Here is a 12,983-nt window from a genome sequence, read left to right as displayed (position 1 = left end):
AACAAGCAAGAAGCGGTTTGGGTGAGGACATGACGGATATTGCGCAGGCAGCGGAGAAAGCCAGGGTCCACGAGGAGAAGGAAGCCGACCATCATCCCTATTTCCGCCCACGGGATGCGGCGACACTGATCCTGGTCGATCGCAGCGGCGCCATTCCGAAAGTGCTGGTCGGCAAGCGCCACGACAAGGTGGTGTTCATGCCCGGAAAATTTGTCTTCCCGGGCGGCCGCGTCGACAAGGCCGATTATCGCGTGCCCTGTGCCGCGCCGATCACCGCCGAGCTGGAGGCCAATCTCGCCAAGGGCAGCCCGAAGACGCCGGCCTCGCGCGCGAAATCGCTCGCCATTGCCGCGATCCGCGAAGCCTGTGAGGAAACCGGCCTGTGCCTCGGCCGCAAGGCCGAGGGCAAGGTGACGAGGCTCGACGGCCCCTGGAAACCCTTTGCGGATGCGGGCCTGCTGCCCGATCCCTCCGGCCTGTTCCTGATCGCGCGCGCGATTACCCCGCCCGGCCGCGTCAAGCGGTTCGACACCCGCTTCTTCACCGCCGACGCCTCCGCGATCACCCACCGCGTCGAGGGCGTGATCCATGCAGATGCCGAGCTGGTCGAGCTGGTCTGGGTCGAGCTCGGCTCGAAACCGCTCGCCGACCTGCACCCGATGACGCGCAACGTGCTCAACGAGCTCGACGCCCGCCTTGCCACCGGCCCGCTCCACCACGAGGCGCCGGTGCCGTTCTTCCATTTCTACGGCGGCAGGATGCAGAAGGATATTTTGGGCTGAGCCGCTCTCGGCGTCGTTCCCGAAGCGTTGCAAGTTGCTTCTTGGCAGCCGTCGAGCGCGCGCCTCGTCCTTCGAGACGACCGCTTCGCGGTCTCCTCAGGATGAGGCTAGGTTGGATTCTTGCCTGTTGAATCTGGCGCCGCGCCTTCAGTCCTCATCCTGAGGGCCCGCCAACGGCGGGCGTCTCGAAGGATGGCCGCAGGCGACGGCGTCAAATGAAATGACGAGATTGTGCTGAGCGCACATCGAAAAACAAAATAATCTTCCCGCCGTCCGCCAATGGCGGAGCTCCGCCGCGTCCCTATGTCTTCCCGAGCGTCACCAAGAACGGACCCCGGGCGATGGCACAACGGCAACTCAAGCTTGGCGCGTTCATGCGCCCGATCAGCATCCACACCGCCGCCTGGCGCTATCCCGGCGCGTGGCCGGACGCCAATTTCAACTTCTCGCACATCAAGACGCTGATCCGAAAGCTCGAGGCCGGCAAGTTCGACGCCTTCTTCATGGCCGATCACCTCGCCGTCCTCAACATGCCGATCAACGCGCTCAAGCGCAGCCACACCGTGACCTCGTTCGAACCGTTCACGCTACTGTCGGCGCTCTCGGCCGTCACCGAGCGCATCGGCCTGATCGCGACCGGCTCGACCACCTTCGACGAGCCCTATCACGTCGCGCGGCGCTTCGCCTCGCTCGACCATCTCAGCGGTGGCCGCGCCGGCTGGAACATCGTGACCACTTCGAATCCTGACGCCGCACTCAACTTCGGCCTCGACGACCACATGGAGCACGCCGAGCGCTACAAGCGCGCCCGCGAGTTCTACGACGTCGTCACCGGCCTCTGGGATTCCTTCGCCGACGACGCCTTCGTGCGCGATGTCGAGAGCGGCCTGTTCTTCGATCCCCAGAAGATGCACACGCTCGACCACCACGGCAAATACCTGAAGGTGCGCGGCCCTCTCAACATCGCCCGGCCCGTGCAGGGCTGGCCGGTGATCGTGCAGGCCGGCGCGTCCGAAGACGGCAAGCAGCTCGCGGCCGAGACCGCGGAAGCCGTGTTCACCGGCGGCGGCAGTCTCGCCGACGGACAGAAGCTCTACGCCGACATCAAGGGCCGCATGGAGAAGGTCGGCCGCGATCCCGAACATCTGAAAATCCTGCCCGGCGCCTTCGTCGTGGTCGGCGACAGCGTCGATGAGGCCCGGGAGAAGCGCGCCCTGCTCGACAGCCGCGTGCATTACGACAGCGCCATCGCCTCGCTCTCCGTCATCCTCGGCACCGATGCTTCCGGCTTCGATCCCGACGGCCCGCTGCCGGAGATCCCCGAGACCAACGCCAGCAAGAGCGGCCGCCAGCGGATGATCGATCTCGCCGCCCGCGAAAAGCTCACCGTGCGCCAGCTCGCCCAGCGCGTCGGCGGCTATGGCGGCCTGTCCTTCGTCGGCACCGCAAAGACCATCGCCGACCAGATGGAAGAATGGCTGGTCGGGCGCGGCTCTGACGGCTTCAACATCATGTTCCCGTTCCTGCCCGCCGGCCTCGACGATTTCGTCGACAAGGTCGTCCCGGAGCTTCAGAAGCGCGGGATTTTCCGCAAAGAGTATGAAGGGCGCACTTTGAGGGAGAATCTGGGCCTGCCGCGGCCGAAAAACCGGTTCTTCGAGGCCTGATCGGCCCGTTTTGAGTGGTTTTCCGGCGCCTAGAGCCCCTTCGCGGCTCTAGGTTGTTGTTTTGACGCGTTTTCTTGACGCGAACCGGTGTCCACTTCGCTCGAAAACGCTTCGAAACCTTGACATCAGGCGGTTTCTGGCTAGGTTGCCGGCCAACGCGGGCCGTTTGGCCGGCTCCAGATTCCCCGATATTCTGAGGTTCAGAACATGGCCAAAGCGGTCACCATCAAGGTCAAACTCGTGTCCTCGGCCGACACCGGCTTCTACTACGTCGCCAAGAAGAACTCGCGCACCATGACCGACAAGCTGGTCAAGAAGAAGTACGATCCGGTCGCGCGCAAGCACGTCGAATTCCGCGAAGCCAAGATCAAGTAAGATCGCGGGACGTTGAAGACTTTGACGGGGCCCTCGCGGGCCCCGTTTTCATTTTCTCCCCTACGGACGCTACGCTGCGTCCGGGGCACGAGAAGGAGATCGACGCGCACTCTTTCTTTCTCCACGGCGTCATTGCGAGGAGCTCTTGCGACGAAGCAACCCAGAGTCGTTACGCAGAGGCACTCTCGATTGCTTCGCTGCGCTCGCAATGACGGAATGAGGGTGACAGCACTCGTCCCTTTCGTATCCCGAGACTCGCCCGCGATTAGCGCAGAACTGACACTTATCGAACCGTGTAGAGGCGCCTAAGAAACGCACGAAACAGGCGCTGGCTCGCTTTGCTCGACGCTGTCGACCACGCTCAACGCATTTAATGCGGCGGAACCAGGCGCAATAAAAAATGTGAGCCAGCCCACAGATTTTCGTTCGGAAGTATGTCAAGCTGGTAGACAGGTTTGGCGATTGGGATGGGGTAGCATTCATGGAAACGGTGAAACATTGTCGAGCCCAATCCATTGAATGCCTCAGCTTGATGCAATCAGCGCGCGACGAGACTGAAGCAAGACTCCTGAAGTCTCTGTCGCAAAGCTGGGTCCGCCTTGCAAACCAGATTGATCGGTACAAATCGTTTCGTTCGACGCGTGACAAGCGGCCTACCGCTTAGCTACACGCGCCGCTGCACGATCCACTCTGAGCCAGGAAATCCGCGAGGCGATAAGCCCGAAACGCCCGGCGTCAGACTTCGGAGATGACCGTCGTCCAGCTCAAGGACAATCTTGCTCGGCGACGAGCTCACCACCCGGGTGCTGATGACAGTTGCATCACCGAGTATGATCGGCAGGTCGGTTCCTGCCGGTGGATAATCGTGAAATCCGGAATTGGTTCTCAGCCACACCTTAGCTCCGGTCTCAAGTGTCCAATGCTTCGTATGGCCCGCCCATTCCATGTCTTAGTCCCTGTGGCGAGGGGCGTGCTAGCGGTTTTGTGATCAGTCGACTTGACGTCCGACAACTCCTAGCAAGGCAGACTGCGACATGGCGTCCGATAGGGCTACGCCGGGGCGCTATTCCTGGTTACCCAAAAGCCTTTCCCGTTCCGATGGAATCGGAACGGCTCTGGATTCGAGTCTTGACTCGTTTTCTTGACGCGACCGGTGTCCACTTCGCTCGAAAACGCAGACCTCAGCAGAGGCCCTCGACGTCCGCTCCAAACTGCGCGGCGTCCGTTGTAAGCTCCCAAGCTGACGAAAGCGACCAGCCGCCCTGCTACGCCGTCCGCAACACCGGCGCTGGCGGCTGCGATGGGCGGATCAGCGCGAACGCGACCTGCACGATGCCGCCGGCAAGACCCAGCGCCACGCCGATGCGCCAGGCCATGGTGTAGGAGCCGAGCGCGTCGTAGAGCACCCCGCCGCCATAGGCGCCGAGGAAGCTGCCGATCTGGTGGCTCATGAAGGCGAGGCCCTGGATCATCGCCTGCCAGCGCAGGCCGAACATCTCGGCGACCGCGCCCGCGACCAGCGGGCCGACGCCCATCCACAAAAAGCCCATGATCGCGCCGAACAGCAGCGTCGAGAACGGCGTCGCCGGCAGCGTGAAATACCAGGCGAGCGCCAGCGAGCGCAGGATGTAGATGCCGCCGAGCAGTGCCAGCTTGTTCCAGCGCTGGCCGGCCCAGCCGAAGAATAGCGAGCCCAGCACGTTGAAGCCGCCGATCATGCCGAGAGTCTGCGCGCTGAGCATGGGATCGAGGCCGCAGATCGCGAGGTACGACGGCAGGTGCGTGGTGAGGAACACGAGTTGCATGCCGCAGACGAGATAGGCGCAGGTCATCACCACGAAGGAGGCATTGCCGAATGCGGTTCTCGCCGCGGCCGCAGCCGTGGCGTCGTCGATCTCGTCGGCTGCCGGCTTAGGCAGCGGGATCCTGTCGACACGGCCGGCATACCAGGCGGCGGGGATCATCAGCACCGACATGATGACGAATCCGGCAAGGCCAACGCGCCAGCCGAAACCCTCGTTGAGCATCTGGCCGATCGGCGCCGACAAGAGCGCGCCGAGCGAGCCCGCGCCGGAGACGATGCCGAGCACGGTGGAGCGCACCGTTGCCGGCACCGCGCGCGCCGCCACCGACATCGCAATCGCCGCCGCGGTACAGGCCAGCGACGTGCCGATCAGCACGCCCGCTCCGATCATGATGCTGACGAGCCCGTTCGCGGTTGCCATCAGCGCGAGCCCCGCAATGTACATCAGCGCGCCCGCGATCATGATCGGGCGGAAGCCGTAGCGCGCGGTGAGCGCGCCGGCGGGCGGCTGGAGAAAGCCCCAGGCGAGGTTCTGCACGGCCAGCGCCAGCGTGAAATCCGAGATCGAAATGTGGATGTCATGCGTCAGCGGCTGCATGAAGATCCCGAGGCTCTGCCGCAGCCCCATGCTCAGCGTCAGCATGATCGAGGCCCCGATCAGGATCGGCAATGTCGGACGCAGGACCTGCAGCAGGGGCATTTTCTTCTCCCTCGTCGGCACGGCGCAAATGCCGTCGTCTGCTTTTGCCGTTGATTTTGGGTACACAGACCTGTTTACATAGGCTATGGATGTCAGGTGCTGTCAAGCGAACAGGACGCGTGCTACCGCATGGCTCCCCCGCCCAAACAACAGACGATGAAAGAGCGGATCCTCGAGACCGCCGACAAGCTGTTCTATCTGCAAGGCATTCGCGCCATCGGCGTCGACACCATCGCGGCCGAGATCGGCATCTCCAAGCGCACGCTCTACAACCACTTCCCGTCCAAGGACGCGCTGATCGCGGCCTATCTCGAGCGCCGCTTCGTAGCTCAGCGCCCGTCGGACAAGCCGCCGGCCGAGCAGATCCTCGCCACCTTCGATTCGCTGGAGCGGCGGTTTGCGGCGAAAGATTTTCGCGGCTGCCCGTTCGTCAATGCAGTCGCCGAGCTGGGCCCCACGGACCGCGCCGTGAAAAAGATCGCGATCGCCTTCAAGGAAAGCCGCCGCATCTGGTTTCGCGAGCGGTTGACCGAGCTCGGCGTGGCGAACCCGGACGCGCTCGCGACGCAGCTCGTGCTGCTGGTCGACGGCTCCATCGCCCAGGATCTCGTGCGCGACGATCCCGCGATGGCGCGCGCCGCGAAGGAAGCGGCAAAGGTGCTGCTGCGCAATGCGGGCGTGGATGTGGGCGATGATGCGAAGGCGGCTGCTACGCGCGGCAGGCGCGCGTCACAATAGCCGCGGCCGCCGCGTTATGCGGTGTCGTCACCCGCGAAGGCGGGTGATCCAGTATTCCAAAGGCAGCAAGGCTAGAACCGAAAGGCTGCAGTGGACTGGATTCCGCGCTTTCGCGGGGAATGACAGCGGAGTTTGCAGGACCGTCTCGATCCTACCAACATGCTCCTGTTTTGCCCGACAAGTCAAACGGGCGCGCGACCCGCGCATGCCTCTTTGCCACCCGCGTAAGTCATTGATCCGACTGGCGCCGGCTACTGTGCATGGGGTTGTTTTCGCAATTTTTGTGTCGCGGCGGCCTCAGGCCGCATGCGACACCACCCGGTTGCGGCCGTCGTGCTTGGCGCGATAGAGCGCAGTGTCGGCGCGCTTGAGGACGTCGGCAACCGCCTCGCCCTTCCGCTCCAGCGTGGTGAGGCCGATCGAGATCGTGACCTCGATGCGCTTGGTGCCCTTGTGGATCGCGAACGGCTCGCCGGCGATCGAGCGGCGCAGGCGCTCGGCGACCATGCCGGCGACGTGAAGATCGGTCTCCGGCATCACGATGACGAACTCCTCGCCGCCGTAGCGGCAGGCGAGATCGATGCCGCGGATCGACTTGCGCACACGCACCGCGAACTCGCGCAGCACGTCGTCGCCGGCATCGTGGCCGTAATTGTCGTTGATCGACTTGAAATAGTCGATGTCGAGGATCATCAGCGCCAGGGGCTTGCCGCGGATCGAGGCCTGCTCGGCGAGGGTCGCGAGATGGCTCTCCATGTAGCGGCGATTGTGCAGGCCGGTGAGCGCGTCGGTGATCGCCATCTCGATCGAGTTCTGCACGTTGTCGCGCAGATGATCGGTGTAGCGGCGGCGGCGGATCTGGGTGCGGGCGCGGGCCAAGAGCTCGGTCTTGTCGATCGGACGCAGCAGGTAGTCGTTGACGCCGATCTCGAGGCCGCGGAGCAGCCGCGTCGAGTTCTCGGGGTCGGCGATGGCCAGGATCGGCACATGCCGCGTGCGCTCCAGCGAGCGCGCCTGGCTGCACAGCCTGAGGCCGTCGAAATTGTTGAGGTCGAGCGAGACGATCAGAAGGTCGTAATTGCCCTCGGCGGCGTGGAACAGCGCCTCCGTCGGGTTCGGCTCGACGTCGATGGTGTGCTCGGCGGCGAGGATGGTCGCCAGCCGCTCGTAGGAGGACTCGCGGTCGTCCACCAGCAGGATGCGGCCACCCTTGCCGGTGTCGGCCACGGCGCTGCGCTCCGGCGTCTGCATGCCGATCTCGAGCGAGGTGATGGCGCGCATGCGCAGCTCGTCGGTCATCATCTTCAGCCGGGTCAGCGAGCGCACGCGCGCGATCAGCACGACGTCGGAGACGGGCTTGGTGAGGAAGTCGTCGGCGCCGGCTTCCAGGCCGCGGTTGCGGTCGGCGGGGCTGTCGAGCGCCGTCACCATGACGACGGGAATGTGATGCGTGGCCGGATCGGTCTTGAGGCGGCGGCAGACTTCAAAGCCATCCATGTCGGGCATCATCACGTCGAGCAGGATGATGTCACATTCGGCGCGCCGGCTGATCGCCAGCGCCTCGGTGCCGTTCGAAGCGGTCATCACGTCGAAATATTCGGCGGACAGGCGGGCTTCGAGGAGTTTGACGTTGGCAGGAACGTCATCGACAACCAGGATACGCGCGGACACTTTGAACTCACTTCCTATCCGATAAAACGCCGGACCGTCTCAATGAATTTGCCGACCGAGATCGGCTTGGACAAATAGGCCTCGCAGCCGCCCTCGCGGATGCGCTCTTCGTCGCCCTTCATCGCGAATGCCGTGACCGCGACGATGGGAATGGCGCGCAGCTCCGGATCGTCCTTGATCCAGCGCGTCACCTCGAGGCCGGAGACCTGCGGCAACTGGATATCCATCAGCACGAGGTCGGGCCGCATCTTGCGAACGAGATCGAGCGCCTCGTAACCGTTGCTGGTGCCCGAAGTCTGATAACCATGCGCCTCCAACAGGTCGCGGAAGAGCTTCATGTTGAGCTCGTTGTCTTCCACGATCAGGACGGTCTTAGCCATCCCGTCCTCCTGATTGGCACGAAGCCGGATACATGTGACGCCTCAGGCGCCGCTTTCCGGCGCTTCGAAAACTGGATTCAAACTAGCCTCAGATTCGCTCTAGTTCGTTAAAGCCGAGGGGCCACTTTCTGCGATGTGGTTTCCAGTTGCTTGCCCCCAGGGTCGCAAGACTCAGGCACGAGACTCGGGCATGATGCAAAGTAGACACCGAAAGTTAACGGAAAGGCAAATCGGGCCCGTGAAAAAGCCTGTTCACAACCCCCGCGAAGTCGCTGAAATCGTTGCGATTCAGGCGCTGTCCTTCGTCGCGAGCGAGCCCGAGCGGCTGGGCCTGTTCCTGGCTGAGACAGGTGTGGGCCCGGAGACCCTCCGGAACGCCGCCTCGGACCCGAATTTCCTCCTCAACGTGCTCGATTTCGTGCTGCGCGATGACGCCACCGTGAAGGCCTTCGCGAGCGCCTCGGAGCTGCATCCGACCAACGTTGCCGCAGCGCGCCAGGTCCTCGGGGACGCGCTCGGCGACCCCTCCTGGGAGCGCGACGTGCCGTGACGGCCGCCCACCCGGCCGGGCCCCGCTGCTTCTGCCGGGATTGTCTGGCCGATCTGGACATGGAGGTGCGGCGCTGCGCGGCCTGCGGTTCCCCTCGCCTCGTCCGCCACCGCGCGCTGGCGGGCCTGACCATCGCCCATATCGACTGCGACGCCTTCTATGCCACGGTCGAGAAGCGCGACAATCCTGACATCGCCGACAGGCCCGTCATCATCGGCGGGGGAAAACGCGGCGTGGTGTCGGCCGCCTGCTACATCGCCCGCACCTATGGCGTGCGCTCCGCCATGCCGATGTTCAAGGCGCTGGAGGCCTGCCCGCATGCGACCGTGATCCGGCCGGACATGGCCAAATATGTCCGGGTCGGCCGCGAGGTGCGCCAGGCCATGCAGGCGCTGACGCCGCTGGTCGAGCCGCTCTCGATCGACGAGGCCTTCCTCGATCTCTCCGGCACCGAACGGGTGCACGGCATGATCCCGGCCAAGGTGCTGGCGCGCTTTGCCCGCGACGTCGAGCGTGACATCGGCATCACCGTCTCGGTCGGCCTGTCCTGCAACAAGTTCCTAGCCAAGATCGCCTCCGACCTCGACAAGCCCCGCGGCTTTGCTGCGCTCGACCAGGAGGAAGCGCGAACAATGCTGGCGGAAAAGCCGGTCGGCTTCATCTTCGGCGTGGGACCAGCGACGCAGGAGCGCCTCTTGCAGCGCGGCTTCCGCATCATCGCCGACCTGCAGAAGGCCGACGAGATCGAGATGATGCGGCAGTTTCCGAGCGACGGCCGCCGGCTGTGGCGGCTCGCGCGCGGCATCGACGACCGCCGCGTCGAGCCGGATCGGGGCGCCAAGACGATCTCCAGCGAAACCACCTTCGAGACCGACATCCGCGATTTCGCGACGCTGGAGAAGATTCTGTGGCGGCTGTGCGAGAAGACGTCGTCGCGCCTGAAAAGCAGCGAACTCGCCGGCTCCACCGTGACGCTGAAGCTGAAGACCGCCGACTTCCGCCAGCGTACCCGATCGCAGTCCATTGCGGCCCCGACCCAGCTCGCCGCGAAGATCTTCTCGATCTGCCGCGAGATGCTGGCCAAGGAGATCGACGGCACCGCCTTCCGCCTGATGGGCGCCGGCGTCAGCGCGCTGCGCGAAGGCTCAGCGAGCGACGATACCGACATGCTCGACCGCCGCGCCGCGCACGCCGAGCGCGCGGTGGACAGCCTGCGCAAGAAGTTCGGCAGCGCCGCGGTGATCCGCGGCATCGCCTATGACGGGCCGGAGAAGGCGCAGGAGTGATCGCCGGTCGGCCCGCGCTCTTGGTTACAGCCCATTCAGCCGGTCTCGCAATTGATCGTCCGTTTCGTGGACGAGATCGAGCAGGCCGCGATAGGGATCTCCGGCGATCTCGAGCACGGCGGCGAAGGCTGGCTCCGTCTTGGCACCCTGCGATCTCAGCCGAGCGACGGCGCTGCGCAGGCGACCATCGTCGAGTGCCAGCAGCCTTCTTTCGATCTCGAAGTGCAACCATCCCGGCTGCTCGTCGACCGGCCGTTGCGCTCCGAAAATCTCGAACGGCCATCCGCCCCACACGAAGCGCGCAACCAATGGACGCCCCGCAGACGTCCATTGACAGATCAGGAAATCAGCGCAGGAATGATATCGTCGCCAAATCGTCTCGGCAAAGCCGACGGGATCAAGGGCGTGGCAGACGATATCCACGTCGCTGCCCGACACGGCAAGTCCGAGGGGCAGTGTGCCGACCACGCGCGGGTCGAACGCACGAAGCGACTCCAACACCCCTGAGCTCTCAATCGCAGCTTGGTAGTCCATTTGCGGTTCGTATAGCACCGATTACTGTCGCCGGATTGCGAAGTCATCTACGGAAAGGCAACGCGCCATGACAGGTGAGCTCGATCTCGGCGCATTGTTGAGCAACATGAAGCCGGACCTGCATGGGGACATCTTCGTGTTCTGCACCATTCCGCACGACGAGCCCCTTCCAACCGCCACCTGCCTGCTGACGTTCCGCGAGCATGAAGGCACGACACTCGTGATGCGGCGTGAGGATGCCGAGCGTGCAGGACTGCGCTACGCCTTTGCCTCGCGCCTGATCACTCTGGCCGTTCACTCCGCACTCGATGCGGTGGGCTTTCTGGCGGCTGTCACGTCACGTCTGGCCGAAGCCGGCATCAGCGTGAATGCCGTTTCGGCCTTCTATCACGATCACCTGTTCGTGCCGGTGGACCGCGCCGACGAGGCCTTGGCGGTTCTGCAAGAGATGGCCAAAGCCAGGTCGGCGTAGCCCGGGCTCAATCCGTGACCGCGATCGCCTCGATCTCGATCAGCCATTCCGGCGCGGCGAGCGCGGAGACGCCGACCAGCGTCGAGGCCGGAGGCTCCATGCCTTCGAAGAAGGCGGAGCGGGCCTTGCCGATGATCGGGCGCAGCTCCGGCTTGTAGTTCACGACGAACGTCGTGATCTTGACGATGTTGGCGTAGGTCGCCCCCGCCGCCTTCAGGGCGTGGCCGAGATTCTGCATCACCTGCGTCGTCTGCGCGGCGATATCGCCCTCGCCGACGATCCGCCCCTCCTCATCCACCGACACCTGGCCGGAGATGTAGATGGTGCGGGCACCGGTGGCGGTCACGACGTGGGAGTAAGCGGGATTGTGATGCAGGCCGCTGGGGCGGAGATGGTCGAGCTTGGGCATGGGCTGGCTCCCGCAGGTTTGTGGTTGGGAGGAAGCGTAGCGGGAGACGGTGTTGAGGGCTAGATGCAACGAACCCTCAATTACAGGGCTTGCTGTCCTTCACGTCGAACTTGCCCATCGAACCCGAGATCACAAAATCGTTGTAATCGAGCATAAGCTGGCGCGAGACGCCGTTCTCGTAGAGCTCGAACGACATCGCATAGACCGGCGTCTGCTCGCCCTCTTTCTGCTGGGCGTCGCGATCGAAATAGCTGACGGTGACGGGCCAGCGCTTCAGCGACTTCATGTGCTCGTCCGAGGTCGACGCATCGCCCGAGGTGGCACGGTCGGCGGGGATCGGCTGGCCGATCACGGTCAGCGTGTTGTAGACCTTCTGGCCGTCGTCGGAGCCGTCATAGACGGAGAGCTCGAGCAGCGACTTGCCCTCCCTGGCGGCGGCGATGATGCGCTGGATCTGCTCGGTCGGGAACACGATCTTGCCGTCGAGTGTAAAGCTCTTCGGCGCCGGCAGCTTCAGCTTGACGTTGATGTGGTCGCCGTCGCGCTCGGCCGAGCCGTCGACGCGGCCGGCATCCGCCTCGTTCATGCGCGTCTCGATCTTGAAGCGGTAGCTCTTGCCGGCGGCGTCCTCCCAGGAATTGGAGCGGAGATCGCTGAGCGTGACCTTGCCCTCGCCGCTGTCGAGCTCGGAGACCTGGCGGAATTCCGAGGTATAGCCCTCGCAGGCGTTCCCCGTGAAATTGTAGAGGATGCGGCCGCGGGCGCTGTTGACCGAATTGGAGCGCGATTTGACGAGGTTGAGGTCATACAGCGCCTGGTGCGCGAGGAACGGACCGTTGGCGGCCAGCGCCCCGCCGCCGGGGCCGAAAGCGGCCGCCGCGAGCGCCATCACACCGAGCGAAGTCCGGAAAAGGTGCACCATGTCTGTTCCCTGAGGAAAGCGCAGATTCGACATTTTAATGACCGTTCCATTGCGTCGCAACTGAGGCCGTTTCACGTAAAGTTGCCGCTTCGCGTTGGCCTGCCACAACAAAATGCGCCCCCTTCCGGTTGCTTGCATGTGACGGCACGATGGGCGAAACAGGGCGCGCCCGGCCTTCGAACGGACGCGCCGGGGCAATGATTTTGGACAACGAGGTCGGACATGGCGGGCACGGTCGAGCAGAAACTGGCGGAACAGGGCATCAAGCTGCATGAGGCCCCCACCCCCGTCGCCAACTACGTCCCGTTCGTGCGCACCGGTAACCTGCTGTTCGTCTCCGGCCAGGTCTGCTTCGACCCCGCCGGCAAGCTGATCGCCAAGGGCAAGCTCGGCGCTGGTGTCTCCATCGAAGAGGGGGCGGCGGCCGCACGCGGCTGCGCGGTGAACCTGCTGGCCCAGGTCAAGGCAGCGCTCGGCGATCTCGACAAGGTCGTGCGGGTGGTCCGCCTCGGCGGCTTCATCAACTCGGCGCCGGACTTTCTCGACGGGCCGAAGGTGCTCAACGGCGCCTCCGACCTGATGGTCGCCGCCTTCGGCGACAAGGGCCGCCATGCCCGGACCACCGTCGGGGTCGCCTCGCTGCCCGCCGATGCGGCGGTCGAGGTCGACGGCGTGTTCGAGGTCGCCTGAGGC

At 64.3% G+C, this 12,983-nt stretch carries 14 protein-coding genes; 8 read left to right on the top strand and 6 right to left on the bottom strand.

Going from position 1 to position 12,983, the window contains the following annotated elements:
• Positions 1-29: 29 nt before the first annotated feature.
• The 3 genes from AC1RQP_RS32640 (at position 30) to rpmG (ending at position 2,824) form a co-directional block, all read left to right on the top strand.
• The gene (locus AC1RQP_RS32640; RefSeq protein WP_492941090.1) at positions 30-782 is read left to right on the top strand and encodes an NUDIX hydrolase; all 753 of its coding nucleotides are present in this window, start codon (positions 30-32) and stop codon (positions 780-782) included.
• A 341-nt stretch (positions 783-1,123) separates the two neighbouring features.
• Entirely contained in the window at positions 1,124-2,449 is a 1,326-nt protein-coding gene (locus AC1RQP_RS32635; protein WP_492941088.1) for an LLM class flavin-dependent oxidoreductase, read from the top strand.
• 207 nt (positions 2,450-2,656) lie between these two features.
• The gene (rpmG, locus tag AC1RQP_RS32630; protein ID WP_007603295.1) at positions 2,657-2,824 is read left to right on the top strand and encodes a 50S ribosomal protein L33; all 168 of its coding nucleotides are present in this window, start codon (positions 2,657-2,659) and stop codon (positions 2,822-2,824) included.
• Between the two features lie 1,265 nt (positions 2,825-4,089).
• Here the strand turns inward: rpmG and AC1RQP_RS32625 are convergent.
• Complete coding sequence (locus AC1RQP_RS32625) at positions 4,090-5,328, bottom strand: MFS transporter (RefSeq protein WP_239624018.1); 1,239 nt, start codon at positions 5,326-5,328, stop codon at positions 4,090-4,092.
• A gap of 129 nt (positions 5,329-5,457) precedes the next feature.
• On the opposite strand from AC1RQP_RS32625, the gene AC1RQP_RS32620 reads away from it, so the two are divergent.
• Positions 5,458-6,066, top strand: coding sequence for a TetR/AcrR family transcriptional regulator (locus AC1RQP_RS32620; RefSeq protein WP_345946136.1), 609 nt, complete (start codon positions 5,458-5,460; stop codon positions 6,064-6,066).
• A gap of 297 nt (positions 6,067-6,363) precedes the next feature.
• On the opposite strand, the gene AC1RQP_RS32615 is transcribed toward AC1RQP_RS32620, so the two are convergent.
• Positions 6,364-7,737 (bottom strand): PleD family two-component system response regulator, encoded by a 1,374-nt coding sequence (locus AC1RQP_RS32615; protein ID WP_131867980.1) that lies wholly within the window; start codon positions 7,735-7,737, stop codon positions 6,364-6,366.
• 14 nt (positions 7,738-7,751) lie between these two features.
• Positions 7,752-8,117, bottom strand: coding sequence for a response regulator (locus AC1RQP_RS32610; RefSeq protein ID WP_028177873.1), 366 nt, complete (start codon positions 8,115-8,117; stop codon positions 7,752-7,754).
• 238 nt (positions 8,118-8,355) lie between these two features.
• Here AC1RQP_RS32610 and AC1RQP_RS32605 point away from each other — a divergent pair, with 238 nt between their 5' ends.
• Both AC1RQP_RS32605 and AC1RQP_RS32600 read left to right on the top strand, forming a co-directional pair.
• Positions 8,356-8,667 carry a DUF3572 domain-containing protein gene (locus AC1RQP_RS32605; protein WP_061877289.1) on the top strand — a complete coding sequence of 104 codons (312 nt, stop codon included), beginning with the start codon at positions 8,356-8,358 and terminating at the stop codon, positions 8,665-8,667.
• The gene (locus AC1RQP_RS32600; RefSeq protein WP_492941084.1) at positions 8,664-9,953 is read left to right on the top strand and encodes a DNA polymerase IV; all 1,290 of its coding nucleotides are present in this window, start codon (positions 8,664-8,666) and stop codon (positions 9,951-9,953) included. Before AC1RQP_RS32605 ends, AC1RQP_RS32600 begins: the two co-directional genes overlap by 4 nt.
• Before the next feature lie 24 nt (positions 9,954-9,977).
• Here AC1RQP_RS32600 and AC1RQP_RS32595 read toward each other — a convergent pair whose 3' ends face one another.
• Entirely contained in the window at positions 9,978-10,487 is a 510-nt protein-coding gene (locus AC1RQP_RS32595; protein ID WP_492941082.1) for a DUF4269 domain-containing protein, read from the bottom strand.
• A gap of 67 nt (positions 10,488-10,554) precedes the next feature.
• On the opposite strand from AC1RQP_RS32595, the gene AC1RQP_RS32590 reads away from it, so the two are divergent.
• Positions 10,555-10,959 (top strand): ACT domain-containing protein, encoded by a 405-nt coding sequence (locus AC1RQP_RS32590; protein WP_492941080.1) that lies wholly within the window; start codon positions 10,555-10,557, stop codon positions 10,957-10,959.
• A gap of 7 nt (positions 10,960-10,966) precedes the next feature.
• On the opposite strand, the gene AC1RQP_RS32585 is transcribed toward AC1RQP_RS32590, so the two are convergent.
• The gene (locus AC1RQP_RS32585; RefSeq protein ID WP_239624027.1) at positions 10,967-11,368 is read right to left on the bottom strand and encodes a RidA family protein; all 402 of its coding nucleotides are present in this window, start codon (positions 11,366-11,368) and stop codon (positions 10,967-10,969) included.
• Between the two features lie 76 nt (positions 11,369-11,444).
• Complete coding sequence (locus AC1RQP_RS32580) at positions 11,445-12,290, bottom strand: cell envelope integrity EipB family protein (RefSeq protein ID WP_492941078.1); 846 nt, start codon at positions 12,288-12,290, stop codon at positions 11,445-11,447.
• 222 nt (positions 12,291-12,512) lie between these two features.
• Between AC1RQP_RS32580 and AC1RQP_RS32575 the strand changes: the two genes are divergently transcribed.
• Entirely contained in the window at positions 12,513-12,980 is a 468-nt protein-coding gene (locus tag AC1RQP_RS32575) for a RidA family protein (RefSeq protein WP_061021329.1), read from the top strand.
• Positions 12,981-12,983 lie beyond the last annotated feature (3 nt).

The sequence above is a fragment of the Bradyrhizobium sp. GW821-FHT13H06 genome, from assembly GCF_058803975.1.
Note: the sequence above shows the minus strand (reverse complement) of the source record. Positions and strands in the feature narration are given on the sequence as shown.

Bases quoted from the DNA above. Each gene is read 5' to 3' on its own strand.
- AC1RQP_RS32635 (WP_492941088.1), top strand. From the start codon at position 1,124: ATGGCACAACGGCAACTCAAGCTTGGCGCGTTCATGCGCCCGATCAGC.
- AC1RQP_RS32575 (WP_061021329.1), top strand. From the start codon at position 12,513: ATGGCGGGCACGGTCGAGCAGAAACTGGCGGAACAGGGCATCAAGCTG.
- AC1RQP_RS32580 (WP_492941078.1), bottom strand. From the start codon at position 12,290: ATGGTGCACCTTTTCCGGACTTCGCTCGGTGTGATGGCGCTCGCGGCG.
- AC1RQP_RS32625 (WP_239624018.1), bottom strand. From the start codon at position 5,328: ATGCCCCTGCTGCAGGTCCTGCGTCCGACATTGCCGATCCTGATCGGG.
- AC1RQP_RS32620 (WP_345946136.1), top strand. From the start codon at position 5,458: ATGGCTCCCCCGCCCAAACAACAGACGATGAAAGAGCGGATCCTCGAG.
- AC1RQP_RS32590 (WP_492941080.1), top strand. From the start codon at position 10,555: ATGACAGGTGAGCTCGATCTCGGCGCATTGTTGAGCAACATGAAGCCG.
- AC1RQP_RS32610 (WP_028177873.1), bottom strand. From the start codon at position 8,117: ATGGCTAAGACCGTCCTGATCGTGGAAGACAACGAGCTCAACATGAAG.
- AC1RQP_RS32640 (WP_492941090.1), top strand. From the start codon at position 30: ATGACGGATATTGCGCAGGCAGCGGAGAAAGCCAGGGTCCACGAGGAG.
- AC1RQP_RS32585 (WP_239624027.1), bottom strand. From the start codon at position 11,368: ATGCCCAAGCTCGACCATCTCCGCCCCAGCGGCCTGCATCACAATCCC.
- AC1RQP_RS32595 (WP_492941082.1), bottom strand. From the start codon at position 10,487: ATGGACTACCAAGCTGCGATTGAGAGCTCAGGGGTGTTGGAGTCGCTT.
- rpmG (WP_007603295.1), top strand. From the start codon at position 2,657: ATGGCCAAAGCGGTCACCATCAAGGTCAAACTCGTGTCCTCGGCCGAC.